The sequence below is a fragment of the Mixta sp. Marseille-Q2659 genome, assembly GCF_940807255.1.
Lineage (GTDB): Bacteria > Pseudomonadota > Gammaproteobacteria > Enterobacterales > Enterobacteriaceae > Mixta.
In genome coordinates this window covers 31,496-48,603 of record NZ_CALNWY010000025.1, presented here as the reverse complement: position 1 = coordinate 48,603, position 17,108 = coordinate 31,496, and the positions used below count along the sequence as shown (strand labels likewise).

At 56.4% G+C, this 17,108-nt stretch carries 13 protein-coding genes and 1 pseudogene; 9 read left to right on the top strand and 5 right to left on the bottom strand.

Annotated elements, in window-relative coordinates; genetic code table 11:
* The first annotated feature begins 101 nt into the window (after positions 1-101).
* A complete protein-coding gene (locus tag P3C52_RS15970; protein ID WP_275555939.1) occupies positions 102-1,766 on the top strand; it encodes a methyl-accepting chemotaxis protein in 1,665 nt (554 codons plus the stop codon).
* 50 nt (positions 1,767-1,816) lie between these two features.
* Here P3C52_RS15970 and P3C52_RS15965 read toward each other — a convergent pair whose 3' ends face one another.
* A complete protein-coding gene (locus P3C52_RS15965) occupies positions 1,817-2,677 on the bottom strand; it encodes a LysR substrate-binding domain-containing protein (RefSeq protein WP_275555938.1) in 861 nt (286 codons plus the stop codon).
* A 124-nt stretch (positions 2,678-2,801) separates the two neighbouring features.
* Between P3C52_RS15965 and P3C52_RS15960 the strand changes: the two genes are divergently transcribed.
* A complete protein-coding gene (locus tag P3C52_RS15960; RefSeq protein WP_275555937.1) occupies positions 2,802-3,971 on the top strand; it encodes a methionine aminotransferase in 1,170 nt (389 codons plus the stop codon).
* 18 nt (positions 3,972-3,989) lie between these two features.
* Positions 3,990-4,772 carry a transporter substrate-binding domain-containing protein gene (locus P3C52_RS15955; protein WP_275555936.1) on the top strand — a complete coding sequence of 261 codons (783 nt, stop codon included), beginning with the start codon at positions 3,990-3,992 and terminating at the stop codon, positions 4,770-4,772.
* A 30-nt stretch (positions 4,773-4,802) separates the two neighbouring features.
* On the opposite strand, the gene pepT is transcribed toward P3C52_RS15955, so the two are convergent.
* Positions 4,803-6,029 (bottom strand): peptidase T, encoded by a 1,227-nt coding sequence (gene pepT / locus P3C52_RS15950; protein WP_275555935.1) that lies wholly within the window; start codon positions 6,027-6,029, stop codon positions 4,803-4,805.
* A gap of 124 nt (positions 6,030-6,153) precedes the next feature.
* Here pepT and P3C52_RS15945 point away from each other — a divergent pair.
* From P3C52_RS15945 to P3C52_RS15925, 5 genes and pseudogenes are all read left to right on the top strand, one after another.
* Positions 6,154-7,736, top strand: a pseudogene (locus P3C52_RS15945) (ABC transporter substrate-binding protein).
* 174 nt (positions 7,737-7,910) lie between these two features.
* Positions 7,911-8,231, top strand: a complete 321-nt coding sequence (locus P3C52_RS15940; RefSeq protein ID WP_275555934.1) for a PTS sugar transporter subunit IIB — start codon at positions 7,911-7,913, stop codon at positions 8,229-8,231.
* Positions 8,231-9,559 carry a PTS sugar transporter subunit IIC gene (locus P3C52_RS15935; protein WP_275555953.1) on the top strand — a complete coding sequence of 443 codons (1,329 nt, stop codon included), beginning with the start codon at positions 8,231-8,233 and terminating at the stop codon, positions 9,557-9,559. Before P3C52_RS15940 ends, P3C52_RS15935 begins: the two co-directional genes overlap by 1 nt.
* 12 nt (positions 9,560-9,571) lie before the next feature.
* Complete coding sequence (locus tag P3C52_RS15930) at positions 9,572-10,936, top strand: glycoside hydrolase family 1 protein (protein WP_343252028.1); 1,365 nt, start codon at positions 9,572-9,574, stop codon at positions 10,934-10,936.
* Between the two features lie 48 nt (positions 10,937-10,984).
* Positions 10,985-11,908 carry a LacI family DNA-binding transcriptional regulator gene (locus P3C52_RS15925; RefSeq protein ID WP_275555933.1) on the top strand — a complete coding sequence of 308 codons (924 nt, stop codon included), beginning with the start codon at positions 10,985-10,987 and terminating at the stop codon, positions 11,906-11,908.
* 86 nt (positions 11,909-11,994) lie between these two features.
* Here P3C52_RS15925 and aldA read toward each other — a convergent pair whose 3' ends face one another.
* Complete coding sequence (gene aldA / locus P3C52_RS15920) at positions 11,995-13,431, bottom strand: aldehyde dehydrogenase (protein ID WP_275555932.1); 1,437 nt, start codon at positions 13,429-13,431, stop codon at positions 11,995-11,997.
* A gap of 397 nt (positions 13,432-13,828) precedes the next feature.
* Here aldA and rhaT point away from each other — a divergent pair, with 397 nt between their 5' ends.
* Positions 13,829-14,863 (top strand): L-rhamnose/proton symporter RhaT, encoded by a 1,035-nt coding sequence (rhaT, locus tag P3C52_RS15915; RefSeq protein ID WP_275555931.1) that lies wholly within the window; start codon positions 13,829-13,831, stop codon positions 14,861-14,863.
* Between the two features lie 304 nt (positions 14,864-15,167).
* Here the strand turns inward: rhaT and rhaR are convergent, their stop codons facing one another.
* The gene (gene rhaR / locus P3C52_RS15910) at positions 15,168-16,040 is read right to left on the bottom strand and encodes an HTH-type transcriptional activator RhaR (RefSeq protein ID WP_275555930.1); all 873 of its coding nucleotides are present in this window, start codon (positions 16,038-16,040) and stop codon (positions 15,168-15,170) included.
* Positions 16,041-16,052: 12 nt separating this feature from the next.
* Positions 16,053-16,877, bottom strand: a complete 825-nt coding sequence (rhaS, locus tag P3C52_RS15905; RefSeq protein WP_275555929.1) for an HTH-type transcriptional activator RhaS — start codon at positions 16,875-16,877, stop codon at positions 16,053-16,055.
* Positions 16,878-17,108: the final 231 nt, after the last annotated feature.

Sequence of the window (17,108 nt, the reverse complement as noted above, 5' to 3'; positions counted from 1 at the left end):
CGATAAAACGGTATAACTTTCGCGAACGCTGCCGATAACAGACGATAAGCCCGCCAGCGACGGCGGAATATCCTGGGGTTATTGACCAAACTGAGGCAGCTATGCAGCTATTAAAAAACTTCACCATACGCGCCGTTATGCTTTCTATCCTTGGCCTGTTCTGTTTGCTCTGGTCAGCGGTGGGCATGTACAGCGTCCATTCGTTGAACGCCCTGAGCGAAGGTAACAACATCGATCGCCAGCTGGTATCGCAGATGGCCATTCTGAGCAAAGGCAACGATCAATATTTCCGCTTCGTCACGCGTCTGTCGCGGGTGATGGAAGTGCGCGCCTCAGGCGGCACGCCGGATGCGGCAGCCTTCGCCAGCGTACAGAAGGCACTTGACGGCATGACGCAACAGCTGGCGCAGTTTAAAGCCGCCGCGCCAGGGCCGATGGATGCGGCAATTTCCACCGCGGTGGAAGAGAGCTGGACAAAGCTGCTGGAGCAGGGCGTCAGACCGCAAATGCAGCTGGCGCAGCAGGCCTCGCTGGAAGAGTACCGTCGCCATGCTAACGGCGTCACGCCAGCCCTGAGCCGTGAATTTGGCGCGGTCGCGGAGAAATATAATGCGGCGGCGGGCGTGATGCTGGATCAAACCCGCGTTACCGTTGACAGCATTACCATTATTACGCGCGTGACCATTATCGCGGCGGTGATTTGCGGACTGCTGATCCTGCTGTTTACCGATCGTTATCTGGTCAGCATGCTGGTGCGCCCGCTGGAGCAGATCCGTGGCCACTTCCGTAAAATTGCCGAAGGCGATCTCAGCCAGCCGATTGAAGATCTGGGGCGCAACTGTGTTGGAAAACTGGTGCCGCTGCTGCGCGCCATGCAGGAAAGCCTGCGCGACGCGGTCAGCGCCATTCGCGGCGGTACCGAGAATATCTGGCGCGGCGCGGCAGAAATCTCTATGGGTAACAACGATCTCTCTTCGCGCACCGAGCAGCAGGCGGCGGCGCTGGAGCAGACCGCCGCCAGCATGGAGCAGCTTACCGCGACGGTAAAACTTAATGCGGATAATGCGCGTCAGGCCAGCGACCTGGCAGATAACGCCTCGCTGACCGCCGGACAGGGCGGCAAGCTGGTCAGTGACGTGGTGCAGACCATGTCCGGCATTTCCGACAGCTCGAAAAAAATCGCCGAAATCACCAGCGTGATTAACAGCATCGCCTTCCAGACCAATATCCTGGCGCTGAACGCGGCGGTAGAAGCGGCGCGTGCAGGCGAGCAAGGGCGCGGTTTTGCGGTAGTCGCCAGTGAAGTGCGTAATCTGGCGCAGCGCAGCGCCGGCGCAGCCAAAGAGATCGAATCATTAATTGGTGATTCTGTTGCCCGCGTAGAGAGTGGCTCGAAACTGGTTAGCGAAGCTGGCAGCACCATGAGCGCCATCGTGAAAGCGGTCAGCGACGTGACCGAAATCATGAAGCAGATCGCCGCCGCCTCTGAAGAGCAGAGCAAGGGCATTGAGCAGGTCGGCACCGCCGTGGCAGAAATGGACAGCGTCACCCAGCAAAACGCCTCGCTGGTGGAAGAAGTTTCCGCCGCGGCGACGGCGCTGGAGCGCCAGACAGAAGATTTACAGCGTTCGGTGGCGAAATTTCGTCTGGCGGCTGAAGATGAGCCACGCCCGGAGCCGGTAAAAACGCCGGTACTGAAAGGCGCACCGCGTCAGAAGAGCAGCCCGGCGGCCACCAGCGCCGCAGATGAATGGGTTTCCTTCTGAGTCAGTGTGGCAAAAGGGGCGACTCAGCGGCCATCTGCCGCTGAGTCGTCTTAGCAATGTGTTTCAGGCTGCGAGAGCCACGCCACCAGCGTCGTCAGATGCGGTGGCGCTTCTTTTTCCTCGCGGCTAATCAGGCTGTAAACCGCGCCGGTGGTGACGCTCTGTGCAAAAGGTGCCACCAGCCGCGCCGCTTCCAACTCGCTTTTCACCAGCGTCACATCCGCAACGGTCACGCCAAATCCTTGCATCGCCGCGCCAATCGCCAAATCCATCGTCGCAAAGTGCTGATTGCGCCGCATGGGCAGCGTAGCGTTCTGCGCTGCCAACCATAACTGCCAGTCGCGATCGTCATGGGACGGATGCAAAAAGGTAAAACGGGCGAGATCGGCTGGCGTCAGCGGCGTATCGCTCAGCAGGCTTCCAGCTAACACCGGCGTCAGCCGCTCCTCAAACAGCAGGACGCTGTCTGCCGGAGCGATGCCGTAAACAATTGCCGCATCAAAATTTTCCAGCTGCGGGTTATGGGCCAGCGTGGTGGTCAGCTGCACGTGCAGATCGGGATACTGCTGTTCCAGCTCCATCAGTTTTGGCAGCAGCCAGCGCATCGCGCAGGTCGGCGCACGCAGCCGCAGCGCATTATCAGGCTGTCGCGCCTGTTCTGTGGCGCTCAACATCAGCTCATAGCCCTGTTTCAGCTGCGGCAGCAGCGCAGCGCCGCGCGCCGTCAAATGCAGACCACGCGCGTGCCGATCAAACAGATGAAAGCCCAACCACTCCTCCAGCGCGGCGATTTTACGACTGACGGCGCCCTGCGTCAGACAAAGCTCATCGGCGGCGTGGGTGAGATTAAGATGGCGAGCGGCAACCAGAAAAGCATGCACGGCGTTAAGCGGCAGCGGCTGATGAACCATAGCGTATTTCCTGAGCGATGAATTTTTTGCATGGCTATTATGATAACAATTCGCTTGCCGCTGCAAGCCAGCTCCGTTTGAATGCTTATATAACAATTATGGATATTTATTCACTGGGGGCGAAATGAGCATGGCTTCAGCGGTAACGCGGCGTACAAAACTGCCGGATGTCGGCACCACCATTTTCAGCGTGATTGGGCAACTGGCCGCCCAACATAACGCCATTAACCTGGCGCAGGGCGCGCCCGGCTTTCCCTGCGATGCTGCGCTGATAGCGCGCGTAAATCAGGCGATGCGCGACGGACACAATCAATATGCGCCGATGACCGGCTATCTTCCGTTAAAAGAGGCGCTGGCGGAAAAGATAGCTAACCTTTACGGCCAGACCTACGATGTCGCCAGCGAGATCCTGATCACCGCCAGCGCCAGCGAAGGGTTGTACGCCGCGATCGCCGCGCTGGTTCACGCTGGCGACGAGGTGATTTTCTTTGAGCCCGCCTTTGACAGCTATGCGCCGGTTATTCGACTGCAGGGCGCAACACCGGTGGCGCTGAAGCTGAAGGTGCCGCAGTTTGCTATCGACTGGGATGAGGTGCGCGCCGCAATTACGCCGCGTACCCGCATGATCGTGATCAACACGCCGCATAATCCTTCCGGCCAGGCGTTGAGCGCCGAGGATCTGACGCAGCTCGCTGCTTTGACGCGGCACAGCGACATTATTGTGCTGTCCGATGAGGTTTATGAACATATCCTGTTTGATGGCCGCCGTCATCACGGTATGGCGACGCATCCTGAACTGGCGCAGCGTAGCGTGATTGTCTCTTCCTTCGGCAAAACCTTTCACGTTACCGGCTGGCGTGTCGGCTACTGCGTCGCGCCCGCAGACTTGATGGATGAAGTGGTAAAAGTGCATCAGTTTTTGATGTATGCCGCCGATACGCCGATGCAGGTCGCCTTTGCCGAATGGCTGCGCGAGCCGTCTCACTATCTTTCTCTATCGAATTTTTATCAACAAAAGCGCGATCTGCTGGCTTCACTGCTGCAGGAGTCGCCGTTCCAGCTGCTGCCAACTGCCGGCTCCTTTTTTATGCTGGCCAGCTATGATCATTTCAGTGATGAAAGTGACAGTGACATGGTGAAGCGGCTGATTACCGCGCATGGCGTCGCCGCCATCCCGCTGTCGGCGTTTTATACCGACGGCACCGATAACCGGCTGATCCGTCTCTCCTTTGCTAAAGATGAAGCGACTTTGCAGGCGGGCGCGCAGGCGCTCTGTCTGTTAAAGGCGCGCTAACCACCACGAGGAATAATAATGAAAAAACTAAGCATCTTTTGGCTGACGCTGGGACTGTTCGCTTCCGCACAGGCGCTGGCGCAGAATACGCTGCGCTACGGCGTGGAATCGCAATATCCGCCGTTTGAAAGCCGCAATGCGCAGGGCGAGCTGGAAGGATTCGATATTGAGCTGGGCAAAGCGATCTGTCAGGCAGGAAACCTCTCCTGTAGCTGGGTGGAAAGCAGCTTTGACGCCTTAATTCCCGGCCTGATGGCAAAGAAATTCGATGCGATTAATTCCGCCATGAATATCACCGAGGCGCGCATGCAAAGCATCGCCTTTACCCGGCCCATTTACCGTATTCCCAGCATGCTGGTGGGCAGGGCGAACAGCGGATTGCAGCCTGCTGCCGCTGGTCTGAAGGGGAAAAATATCGGCGTATTACAAGGCTCGATCCAGGAAACCTATGCAAAACAGCACTGGGAGCCGAACGGCGTTACCGTTACGTCTTATCAGGATCAAAACCAGGTTTACAACGATATGCTGGCCGGACGGTTGGACGGCACGCTGGTGATGTCCGCCGCCGGACAGTCCGGCTTCCTGAACAAGCCGCAGGGCAAGGGCTTCGCCTTTATTGGCAACGCGGTAGAGGATGACAAAATCCTCGGTTCCGGCATTGGCTTTGGCCTGCGTAAAGATGACGTGCAGCTGAAACAGACGCTGGATGCCGCCATCAGTAAAGTGCAGCAGGATGGTACGGTGCAAAAACTGGCGGAGAAATATTTCCCTGGTATTGATGTCAGGGTCAGCAAGCCCTGAGAAAAGGGTCACCTGTGGGTGACCCTTTTTTTATCGCGCCGCCAGATAACAGAGCTTTTCCGCAACCAGGTAGGATTTGACAAAAGAGGGCACCGGCAGGAATTCAAAGCGCGAATGAAAGTTATGTGCGCCGGTAAAGAAGTTCGGCGTCAGTAGCCCCTTCGCCGACAGCGCCGCGCCATCGGTGCCGCCGCGCATTGGCACCACCTTCGGCGTAATGTCCAGTTCAGCCAGCGCGGTAAAAATCAGATCGATGGCGCGGCGATCGTCACCGATGGCGTTGCTGATATTGCTGTAAATATCGCTGACCGTGACCGCCACCTTGCCGGTGGGATAGCGTGCGGCAATCTGCTGCACGACTTCCTGAATTTGCTGCTTGCGCTGATTGAAACTCGCCAGATCGAAATCGCGAATCGAGGCTTTCAGCCGCGCCTCGCTGGCGTTGGCGCTGATTTCATTAAACCAGATATAGCCTTCGCGTCCGGCGGTATGCTCCGGCGTCTGCTGGCGATCGAAGCAGGCAATAAAGTCGTGCGCCATCAAAAGCGGATTGACCAGCACGCCTTTTGCCGACATCGGATGCGCCGGTACGCCGGTAAAGAGAATTTCTGCCGCCGCGGCGTTAAAGTTTTCATAAACCACTTCGCCCAGCTCGCAACAGTCGATGGTCCAGGCAAAATCGACGTTAAAGCGCTTTTCCAGATCCAGCACCTTGGCGCCGCGCAGGCCGATCTCTTCATCCGGCACAAAGGCGACCACTACATCGCCATGATCGCCGCTGAGGTTTTCCATCAGCGTCATCACCACGCTGACCGCCGCCTTGTTGTCTGCACCCAGCACGCTGGTGCCGTCGCTGAAAATAATCTCTTGGCCTTTATAGGGCAGGATCTCAGGATGCTCGCTGACGCGCAGCCAAATATCCTGCTGCGCATTCAGGCAAATATCGTCGCCGTTAAAGGGCAGCGTTTGCGGATGAATATGCGGCGACAGGCCGACATCAACGGTATCGATATGGGTAATAAAGCCGATGCGCGGCGCGCCGGGCCGGTTGCCGGGCTTAACGGCGGTCACCGTGGCATGTTCGTCGATTTCCACATCGCGCAGCCCAAGTGCTTCCAGCTCTGACGCCAGCAGGCGCGCCATTTGATGCTGTTCCGGTGTGCTGGGCAAGGTGGTAGCGGCAGCGTTGCTTTGACTGCTTACGGCGAGATAGCGGTAAAAGCGGTCGGTTAACTGGCGGGCCAGCCTGTCGGTCATAGCGCTTCCTTATTAAGAGTTATTTATTGTTCAGTGGGGGCGGAAAAGATGTTATTTATTAACAAGATGTTAAATTGTTTTACACATCACCAGCGGATTAAGTCAACCAAAAGCGAGGACGGAGATGAAAAAACTAACGGGCGTAGCGCTAATGATGCTGTTCAGTACGGCGGCGGCGGCGAAAACGCTGGTTTATTGCGCCGAGGATCGCCGGAAAACTTTAACCCTCAACTCTACACTTCCGGCACCAGCGTTGACGCCAGCGCGGTGCCGATCTTTAACCGGCTGGTGGAGTTTAAAACCGGCACCACCGAGCTGGAGCCAAGCCTGGCGGAGCGTTGGGAGATCAGCGAAGACGGCACGGTCTATACCTTCTATCTGCGCCAGGGGGTTCATTTTCACAGCAACAAATATTTTAAGCCGACGCGCGATCTTAACGCCGACGACGTGATTTTTTCCTTTATGCGTCAGATGGATGAAAACAATCCTTACCATAAAATTTCCGGCGGCACCTATGCCAACTTCGAAAGCCTGGAATTCGGCAAACTGATTAAAAAAATCGAAAAAGTGGACGATCATACGGTGCGCTTTACGTTGGCTCATGCCGAAGCGCCGTTCCTCGCCGATCTCGCCTGGTATTTCGCCTCGATTCACTCCGCCGAATATGCCGACAAGATGCTGAAGGCGGGCACGCCGGAGCGTGTCGATCGCGATCCCATCGGCACCGGTCCGTTTCAGCTGATGCAGTATCAAAAAGACTCGCGCATTCTCTATAAGGCCTTCGCGGATTACTGGCAGGGCAAGGCGAAGCTGGATCGGCTGGTGTTTACCATCACGCCGGACGCCTCGGTGCGCTATGCCAAACTGGAAAAAAATGAGTGCCAGGTGATGCCTTTTCCCAATCCGGCCGATTTGCCGCGTATGCGGGAAAACCCGGATCTGGTGCTGATGCAAAAATCGGGGCTGAATACCGGATTTCTGGCCTTTAATACGCAAAAGCCGCCGCTGGATAATGTGAAGGTGCGTCAGGCGCTAACGATGGCGATCAATAAACCGGCGATTATTGAGGCGATATTTCACGGCACCGGCAGCGTAGCGAAAAATCTGCTGCCACCCGATGTCTGGAGCGCTGACGGTAAGCTGCAGGATTATTCGTGGGATCCGCAGCAGGCCAAACAGCTGTTGCAGCAGGCGGGCATTAAGCCAGGCACTACCATCGATCTCTGGGCGATGCCGGTGCAGCGGCCCTACAATCCCAATGCGCGCCGCATGGCAGAGATGATCCAGGCAGACTGGGCGAAAGTGGGCATTCAGGCACGTATTGTCAGCTATGAGTGGGGCGAATACCTGAAGCGGGTGAAAAACGGCGAGCATCAGGCGGCGTTAATGGGCTGGACTACCGCTACCGGCGATCCCGATAACTTCTTCAGCCCGCTGTTCAGCTGTACCTCGGCCAACGGCGGCTCGAACTCGGCAAAATGGTGCTACCAGCCGTTTGAAACGCTGATTAACCAGGCGCGCGTCGAACAGGATCATAACAAGCGCATCCAGCTTTATCAGCAGGCGCAGCAGATCATGCATGACCAGGCGCCGGCGGTAATGATCGCCCATTCCACGCTGTTTGAACCGGTGCGTAAGGAAGTGACCGGCTATCAAATCGATCCCTTTGGCAAACATATCTTTTATCAGGTCGATATTAAACGCTGATCCTCAGGGCGGCGCAGGTCGCCCGTTTGATTAATATTCGTGAACAATCTCACAGCCATCTCTTTTTCCTTCGTTCGATTCTTGAGCTTCCTCGCAATTTAGTTTGCCCGCTATGGAAACCGGTTTCCGTTTTGTTTCCTATAGGCAGGTCGAAACCGTGAGAAGGTAAAGGTCATGTATAAAATTATGCTTTGCTGTTCCGCCGGAATGTCCACCAGTATGCTGGTGAGAAAAATGCAGGATGAGGCGCAAAACCGTGGGATGGAGGCTGAGATAGCGGCTTTTAGCGCCACCGAGTTTGATGAGCGTTTCGCCCATTACGATGTGGTGCTGCTGGGGCCGCAGGTCAAATATATGCAGGAAACCCTGGCGGCAAAAACCGTTAATGAGGGGATTCCGGTCGCCACCATCAACATGATGGATTACGGCACCATGCGCGGCGATAAAGTGCTGGATTACGCCCTGCAACTGATCGAGCAGAAAGGGGTGGCATGATGGCTTCACTTTATCAGGGCTTAATTAATATCATTGAGCGCAAGATTACGCCGCTGGCCGGCGCCGTCGGTCAGCAGCGCCATGTGATCGCTATCCGTGACGGCTTTGTCGCGGCGCTGCCGTTTATGATCATCGGCTCCTTTATGCTGGTGTTTATCTTTCCGCCCTTTGCCGCCGACAGCCAGTGGGGCTTTGCACGCGGCTGGCTCGATTTCTCGCTGCGCCACCGCGAGCAGCTGATGCTGCCGTACTATCTCAGCATGGGGGTGATGACCTTTTTCATTTCGGTCGGCATCGGCGCCAGCCTCGGCCGTCATTACAAGCTCGATCCGGTGATGACCGGGCTGCTGGCCTTTATGGGCTTTCTGCTGGTGGCCGCGCCTTATCATGACGGGAAAATTTCCACCGACTACTTCTCCGGCCAGGGCATCTTCACCGCCATCCTCACCGCCATTTACACCAGCGAGATCTATGCGCTGCTGAAGCGGAAAAATATCACGATTCGCCTGCCGAAAGAGGTGCCGACCGGCGTGGCGCGCTCGTTTGAAATCTTGATCCCGGTAATTGTGATTGTCGCCACGCTGCATCCGCTGAATCTGCTGATCGCCTCCTGGACCGGGATGATCATTCCGCAGGCGATAATGCATCTGCTGCAGCCGCTGGTTTCCGCCTCGGACACCTTACCGGCGGTGCTGCTGTCGGTGCTGATTTGTCAGATTTTGTGGTTTGCCGGCATTCACGGTGCGCTGATCGTTACCGGCATCATGAACCCATTCTGGCTGACCAACCTGGCTGCCAACCAGGCGGCGCTGGAGGCGGGGCAGACGCTGCCGCACACCTACCTGATGGGCTTCTGGGATTTTTATCTGCTGATTGGTGGTGTGGGATCGACGCTGCCGCTGGCTTTCCTGCTGCTGAAAAGCCGGGCGGCGCACCTGCGTACCATCGGCAAAATGGGCATCGTGCCGAGTTGCTTTAATATCAACGAACCGATCCTGTTCGGCATGCCGATTATTATGAACCCGCTGTTTTTCCTGCCATTTATTCTGGTACCGATGATCAATGCGGTGTTCGCCTGGACGGCAACCAAACTGGGCTGGGTGGCGCAGGTGGTATCAATGGCGCCCTGGACCACGCCCGCGCCGATTGGCGCCTCCTGGGCGGCGAACTGGGCCTTTAGTCCGGTGGTGATGTGCCTGTTTTGTATGGTGCTATCGGCGTTGATGTACCTGCCGTTCGTCAAAGCCTGGGAGCGTAGCCTGTTACAGCAGGAAGCGCAGGCGAAAGAAACGTCTACGGTGCCTGGCGCCGGATTGCAAACCCCGTAAAGGAGCAGCAGCATGCACTACTCATTTCCCGCCGATTTCTGGTGGGGCAGCGCCAGCAGCGCGCCTCAAACCGAAGGCGAAAGCCTGAACTTTGGTAAAAGCGAAACCGTCTGGGATCGCTGGTTTGCCGAGTCGCCTAACCGTTTTCATCAGCAAATCGGGCCGGCGCACACCTCGACCTTTTATCAACACTGGCGCGACGATATTGCGCTGCTGAAACAGCTGCGGCACAACACCTTTCGCACCTCCATCTCCTGGGCGCGCTTGATCCCGGAAGGACGCGGCGCGGTTAACCCGGAAGCGGTGCGCTTTTATAACCAGGTTATCGATGAAATGCTGAAGCAGGGCATCACGCCCTTTATTAACCTGTTCCATTTCGATATGCCAATGGCGATGCAGAAACTGGGTGGCTGGGAGAGCCGCGAGGTGGTTGAAGCTTATGCGGCCTATGCGCAAACCTGTTTTCAGCTGTTCGGCGATCGGGTAACGCACTGGTTTACCTTTAACGAGCCGATTGTGCCGGTAGAGGGCGGCTACCTGTATGATTTCCACTATCCTAACGTAGTCGATTTTAAACGGGCGGCGACCGTGGCCTATCACACCATGCTGGCCCATGCGTGCGCCGTGCAGCTGTTCCGCGACGGTGAATATCCGGGGGAGATCGGTATTATTCTTAACCTGACGCCATCCTATCCGCGCTCGGCAAACCCGGTCGATGAGCAGGCGGCGCAGATTGCTGACCTCTTTTTTAACCGCAGTTTTCTCGATCCGGCGCTGCTCGGTCACTATCCGGCGGAGCTGGTGACGCTGCTGGAAACGCATCAGCAACTGCCAGAGCGTCAGCCTGGCGACAGCGCGCTGCTGGCTGCGGGGCGCGTCGATCTGCTTGGCATCAACTATTATCAACCGCGTCGGGTAAAATGCCGTGATGCGCAGGTGAATCCGCACAGTCCGTTTATGCCGGAGTGGTTTTTCGATCACTATGCGATGCCGGGACGTAAGATGAACCCGTATCGCGGCTGGGAAATTTATGAGAAGGGCATTTACGATATCCTCACTAACCTGCGCCAGCACTACGGCAATCCGCGCTGCTTTATCTCGGAAAACGGCATGGGCGTCGAGGATGAGCAGCGTTTTGCGCAGAATGGCCAGATTCAGGATGATTACCGCATCGACTTTGTGCGCGACCATTTAATCTGGCTGCATCGGGCATTGCAGGAGGGATCGCACTGTCTGGGGTATCATATGTGGACCTTTATTGATAACTGGTCATGGAGCAACGCCTACAAAAACCGTTATGGTTTTGTGCAGCTCGATCTCGACAGCCAACAGCGTCGGGTGAAAAAAAGCGGCGAATGGTTTGCGCGTGGCCAGTGAAAACGGATTTTCGTAAAACAGCGACAGAGCGGAGAGAAAAGCAATCCTATGGCGAGTATTAATGATGTTTCGCGCCTGGCTAACGTATCGAAAGCGACCGTTTCCCGCGTGCTGAGCGGCAGTCGCGGCGTTAAAGAAGAAAGCCGTGACGCCGTCCTGCGCGCCGTGGAGAAGCTGAACTATAAACCGAACGCGATCGCTCAGTCGTTAACGCGCCAGAAAACAAACTGTATCGGGGTGATTTGCGCGACCGAGCATGTCCAGCAGGCCACCGGTTATCTTCAGGCGTTGGAAAAGGCGCTCAGCCAGGATAGCAAACATCTTCTGCTGCGCTTTGCCAATAGCGCACCGGCAGTGGCGCAGGCGCTGGAAGAGCTGGGAGCGGGGCGCTGCGATGCGGTGATGGTGGTCGGAGCGCGTTTTGCGCTGCCGGAAGAGGCGAAGCAGGCGGTGCTGATCGATTGTCTTGACGGCGGCGAAGGACCGCAGCTGGCGATTGATTACCAGTTCGCCAGCCAGACTGCCTGTCATTACCTGTTTAGTCAGCAGCGCCGCAAAATCGTGCTGTTTAATTTCAGTCACGGCGAGGCGGCAGAGCAGGTGCTGGCGGGCTACTGCGATGCGCTGGAAAGCGCGGCGTTACCTTATAACCGTCAGCTGATTTGCGGACAGGAGGAGTCGGTCAGCGTGGCGCTGCAAACGCTTATTAATCGTCATATCGCGTTTGATGCGCTGCTGGTGACCGACTATATAAAAAGCCGTGAAGCGATGGCGCTGCTGCGGCGCTATCAGCGGCAAGTGCCGCAGGAGGTAATGGTATTCAGCCTGGACGGCGCCGTACCGGTGGTAGGCGCGCCGGAGATGCCGCAAATGGCATGGCCGCTGGATATGCTGGCGCAGCGGGCGCTCCAGCTTATCAGCGGCGAAAACAGCGATTTTCCTCCATTACGCGGCAGCCTGATTGCGCCCTGAACGCTTTGTAATGGTGACCACGTCACTTATTCAGGGCTGCGATCGCCCTGAATCGCGCTTATAGTGACGTTGTCACTTAGTCACGCTTAACCAAACTGCAAATAGGCTACATGGGTTTGCAGATATTCTTCTAATCCGTGGCGGCCATCGGCGCCGCCGACGCCTGATTTACGCCAGCCCGCATGAAAACCCTGCATCGCTTCGAAATTTTCACGGTTGATATAGGTTTCGCCAAATTTTAACTGGCGCAGGGCGATCATCGCAGTATTAAGATTTTGCGTATACAGCGAGGAGGTCAGGCCATATTCGCTGTCGTTAGCCAGTGCAAGCGCCTCATCCAGCGTGCGGAAGGTGGCAACCGGCAATACCGGCCCGAAAATCTCCTCCTGCATAATCGCCATCTCCTGCGTGACGCCGCTGAGAATGGTGGGCTGGAAAAAGTAGCCGGTGTCGCCTGCGCGTTTGCCGCCGGTCACCAGCTGCGCCCCCTGTTGCAGCGCCTGCGCCACCTTATCTTCCACGTGCTTCAGGGCGGCCGCATTAATCAGCGGACCCATATCAATCTGCTGTTGTTCCGCCGGGTTGCCCCAGCGGATAGCGCTGAAGGCCGTGGTCAGGCGCGCCATAAAGGCGTCGTAAATTTCTTCCTGCACATAAACGCGCTCTGCGCAGTTACAGACCTGACCGGAATTAATCATGCGCGAGCTGACAATGGCGTTGACCGCCAGATCGAGATCGGCATCCGCCATAACAATCGCTGGCGCTTTGCCCCCCAGCTCCAGCGACACTTTGGTGACGTTTTGCGCCGCTGCCGCCATAGTCTGAATCCCGGCGTTAACGCTGCCGGTCAGGCTGACCATGCCCACTTTCGGGTTGGCGGCCAGCTCCTGTCCTACCACCGGGCCATAGCCGAAAACAATATTAATGACGCCTTTCGGCAGGCCGACCTGCTGTAAAATTTCCGCAAAGATCACCGCATTGAGTGGCGTTACTTCACTGGGCTTCAGCACGATGGTGTTGCCGGTAATCAGTGCCGGTGCCGCTTTGCGCGCAATCAGAAAGAAAGGGAAGTTCCACGGCAGAATGCCGGTAGTGACGCCAATCGCCTTTTTAAACACGAAGATATTTTCATTAGGGCGATCGCTCTGGACGATCTCGCCTTCATAACGGCGCGCCCACTCGGCCATATAGTCGAGATAGTCAGCGGTAAACAGCACTTCAGTTTGCGCCAGGCTCTGCGTTTTACCGCCTTCGGCCACGATGGTGGCGGTCAGTTCCGCTTCCCGCTGGCGGATCGCGTTGGCGATTTTATGCAGCCAGATGCCGCGTTCTACCGCTGGTAGCGCTTCCCACTGCGGCTGCGCCGCTTCTGCCGCGTCGATAGCGCGGCGCGCATCCGCCACGCTGCCTTCCGGCACCTGCGCAATCACCGCTTCCGTCGCCGGGTTGATGACGTCAATCCATGCGCCCTGATGAGACTGAAATTCACCGTCGATATACATCTGTTTTTGATTGAGGGTCATGCGCCAGGTCTCCGTTATTAATTCTGCTTCTTATGGTTAATGAAAAGATATGGAATTGTTTAATGTTGTTACCTTGGCCTGGCAAAAATGGATTCACCTTCCTGTGGCTGCCAGGGCGGATGGCGCTTTGGCAAAAATACAAGGATTAGCCTGACCGGACAGGCATAACCGTAAAATACGCTTTAACAGCAACAAGTTAGCCGTTCAGACATGGCTGCCGTCGTTAAGCAAGCAATGTAATAGATTTGTGATCGTTATCGAGGTCATCTGCTCATTTTTGCCACAGACAGGCAGAGACGGGCAGCCAGCGAAAGGCTGGTGAGGAAATGAACTCTTTAGACTCGCGGTAACCGGGAGAGCGTTCTCCTGCAGGCCTCAACCTTACTAAGGAATAACGATGAACAACGCAATCCTTGCTGGTATTTTCTGGCATTTGGTCGGTGCCGCCAGCGCCGCCTGCTTTTATGCCCCCTTTAAACGGGTCAGACACTGGTCATGGGAAACGATGTGGTCAGTCGGCGGCATCATGTCATGGTTGATTTTGCCGTGGGCCGTGAGCGCGGTGCTGCTGCCCGATTTCTGGGGTTACTTTCAGCAGTTCAGCCTGTCCCAACTGCTGCCGGTCTTTCTGTTCGGCGCGATGTGGGGGATCGGCAACGTCAATTACGGGCTGACGATGCGCTACCTGGGCATGTCGATGGGCATCGGTATCGCCATTGGTATCACGCTGGTGGTCGGCACGCTGATGACGCCGCTGCTCCAGGGACGTTTTATGGTGCTGTTTAGTTCAGCAGGCGGACGGATGACGCTGCTGGGCGTGCTGATCGCGCTGATTGGCGTCATTATCGTTTCACGTGCCGGTTTCCTGAAAGAACGCGCGCTGGGCATCAGCGCCGAAGAGTTCAATCTGAAAAAAGGACTGGTGCTGGCGGTGCTGTGCGGAATTTTCTCTGCCGGTATGTCTTTTGCGATGGACGCGGCGAAACCCATGCATGAGGCCGCCGCTGCTGCGGGTATTAATCCGCTCTACGTGGCGCTGCCAAGCTATGTGGTGATTATGGGCGGCGGCGCGCTGGTTAACCTGGCCTACTGTTTTGTCCGTCTGGCGATCAAACCCTCGCTTTCGATCAAGGCGGATTTCTCGCTGGCGAAGCCCCTGCTGGGCGCAAATATCGCCTTTGCCATGCTCGGCGGGCTGATGTGGTATTTGCAGTTCTTCTTCTACGCCTGGGGACACGCCAATATTCCGGCGCAATATGACTTTGTCAGCTGGATGCTGCATATGAGTTTGTATGTGCTGTGTGGCGGCATTGTCGGACTGTTGATGAAAGAGTGGCATGCGGTCGGACGCCGTCCGGTGCGAGTGCTTTCGGTAGGTTGCCTGGTGATTATTCTGGCGGCGAATGTCGTCGGCATGGGAATGGCGGGTTAAGCAGCAGGGCACAGAATTTTACTAAAACGCCTGATAAGCAAAATAACAGCGGCCTGACTTTTATTGAGTCAGGCCGTTTTAGTTGGTTTGATTCCGCATAATCGGTACATATACCAGCGTTTCGACTGCGCAAGCATACTGCACAGGATACGCTGCATACCGCGAACTTTAAACATGCTAAAAATTGTGCAATTGGCTCTGTGCAGGCCACGAACCGGCTGCAGCAGAAAATGCAAGGAAGGTCTGCAGTTTATTCAGTCTGTCACGCTGTTTTGCCGTTCCGCATGAAGCCGGGTTTTTATGTTTACTCTTTTTGCTGTTCCGTCTGTGGCTGGCTTTTGCTGGCGCGTTCAAAGCGCTGACGCCAGGCGCTGGGCGTGAAGTGGGTTTCGCGGGTAAACACTGCCGAAAAATAGTTGCTGTCGTCAAAACCACAGCGGGCAGCCACTTCGCCAATCAGCAGCTCGGTATTGCGCAGCAGATACTTGGCCTGACAGAGCTGTAGCTGACGCAGGTAGTGACCAATCGTCATGCCGGTTTGCTGGCGAAACAGCTGCTTTAGCGCGCGCTCGCTCAGCCGGTTATGCTGGCAGAAGGCGGCAAGATCGAAGGGGCGGGCGGTGCTGGCCTGAATCGCCGACATCAGCAGATCGAGCTGCTCGCCCTCCGGCAATTCTCCGGCACGCTCAGCCACATAGCGGTGGCGACGCAGAATCAGCGCCAGCTGCAAAAACAGCGCTTCCGCCAGCTGCATAGAGAGCAGATCGGTTTTACGACTCTCCTGCTCCAGCTGTAAAATGACGCCGCGCGCCAGCGCCATGCCGCGCGTGGTCAGGCGCCAGTGGGCGCGATAGTCGGCATCATCCAGCGGCAATAGCTGCGACCAGTCCAGACCGAGACGAAAACGCTCCGGGCAGTAAAGGATATTATCCAGCACCAAATCGTTAACCGACTCATAGCTGTGACAGTCGCTGTGCTGGATATAAAACAGATCGCCGCAGGTCACCAGCCAGGGCCGATCGTTAAGCACATGCAGGCCGTTACCGCGCCAGACGATAACAATCTCGCTAAATTCATGGCGATGAGGCGGAAATGTAGGCTGCGGCGCCCGATCGGCAACCGCAACCGGCATCGCCTCAGAAGGGAAGTAGTCCGCTTTCGCCAGTATTAACGCCATGCTGTTCTCCTGTTACAACATCTGTTGCCGCTCCGCCCGCGGCGCGCAGCCAAATTCACGGCGAAACAGCGTTGAAAAATGATTGCTGTCGCCAAAACCACATTGAAAAGCAATATCCGTAATGCGCATTTCGCTGTGGCGCAGCAGATGACGCGCCTGAAGCAGCCGCAGCCGGTTCAGATAGCGCTGCGGCGTGCTGCCGGTCTGCTGCTTGAGCTGCCGGTGCAGCGTGCGCAGCGACAGCGAAAAACGATCGGCCAGCGCATCCCAGTCAACGTCTTCACTGTAGTGATCGTTCAGCCAGTCGAGTAGACGTAAGAGGCGCGCCTCCTGCGCATCGCTTTCCTGCTCGCGGCAGCCCTGACGCAGCAGCACCAGCAGCTGCATAAAGGTCAACTCCTGGCGCACGCGCTGTTCGGTGGCGTCGCAGCCGTCCGCTTCCTGAAGCTGTGCCACCAGCGTTTTGGCCTGCGCCATTACCCGATTGCTGATGCGCCAGTGGGACGGATAGCGGCCTTCCTGTTCCTGCGGCAATAAATCCTGCAGGCCGGTGAGAAAACGAAATGCCTGCGGGCCGCGCCACAGAACATTAGTCAGGTATAAATTTTCCGTTTGTTCATAGAGATGACGATCGTGATCGCGCACGAAGCAGACGCAGCCGCCGCACAGCGACTGAGGCTGGCCGTTAAAGATATGAATACCGGCACCCTGTTCCACCAGCACAATCTCATGAAAATCATGGTGATGTTCCGGGAAGACGCCCTGCGGCGCACGCGGTTCAATCGCCACCGGCAGATCGCCATTTGGGAAAAAATCAGCGCTATGTAATACGGTCATGATGCGTCCTCATTTACCTCAGTGCGACCGATACTAGCCAGCGCGGGCTTAACTTACCTTGAATTTTGCACCGCAAAACAGGCTTAAGCGGTTAATTTTTCAAGAAACAGCTGGAAATCTTCAGAATTGCGGCAAGTGTCACATCGTCAGAATGAAACAAGGAAACGCGGATTTGTGAGCTGCTTCACGTGCTTCTTGACGCCCCTGCCAGCCGGTTAAAAACAATGGCAC

Excerpts from the sequence above, each read along its gene's own strand:
- rhaS (WP_275555929.1), bottom strand. The coding sequence starts at position 16,877 with ATGACCGTATTACATAGCGCTGATTTTTTCCCAAATGGCGATCTGCCG.
- P3C52_RS15960 (WP_275555937.1), top strand. The coding sequence starts at position 2,802 with ATGAGCATGGCTTCAGCGGTAACGCGGCGTACAAAACTGCCGGATGTC.
- rhaR (WP_275555930.1), bottom strand. The coding sequence starts at position 16,040 with ATGGCGTTAATACTGGCGAAAGCGGACTACTTCCCTTCTGAGGCGATG.
- rhaT (WP_275555931.1), top strand. The coding sequence starts at position 13,829 with ATGAACAACGCAATCCTTGCTGGTATTTTCTGGCATTTGGTCGGTGCC.
- pepT (WP_275555935.1), bottom strand. The coding sequence starts at position 6,029 with ATGACCGACAGGCTGGCCCGCCAGTTAACCGACCGCTTTTACCGCTAT.
- P3C52_RS15925 (WP_275555933.1), top strand. The coding sequence starts at position 10,985 with ATGGCGAGTATTAATGATGTTTCGCGCCTGGCTAACGTATCGAAAGCG.
- aldA (WP_275555932.1), bottom strand. The coding sequence starts at position 13,431 with ATGACCCTCAATCAAAAACAGATGTATATCGACGGTGAATTTCAGTCT.
- P3C52_RS15940 (WP_275555934.1), top strand. The coding sequence starts at position 7,911 with ATGTATAAAATTATGCTTTGCTGTTCCGCCGGAATGTCCACCAGTATG.
- P3C52_RS15955 (WP_275555936.1), top strand. The coding sequence starts at position 3,990 with ATGAAAAAACTAAGCATCTTTTGGCTGACGCTGGGACTGTTCGCTTCC.
- P3C52_RS15970 (WP_275555939.1), top strand. The coding sequence starts at position 102 with ATGCAGCTATTAAAAAACTTCACCATACGCGCCGTTATGCTTTCTATC.
- P3C52_RS15965 (WP_275555938.1), bottom strand. The coding sequence starts at position 2,677 with ATGGTTCATCAGCCGCTGCCGCTTAACGCCGTGCATGCTTTTCTGGTT.
- P3C52_RS15930 (WP_343252028.1), top strand. The coding sequence starts at position 9,572 with ATGCACTACTCATTTCCCGCCGATTTCTGGTGGGGCAGCGCCAGCAGC.
- P3C52_RS15935 (WP_275555953.1), top strand. The coding sequence starts at position 8,231 with ATGGCTTCACTTTATCAGGGCTTAATTAATATCATTGAGCGCAAGATT.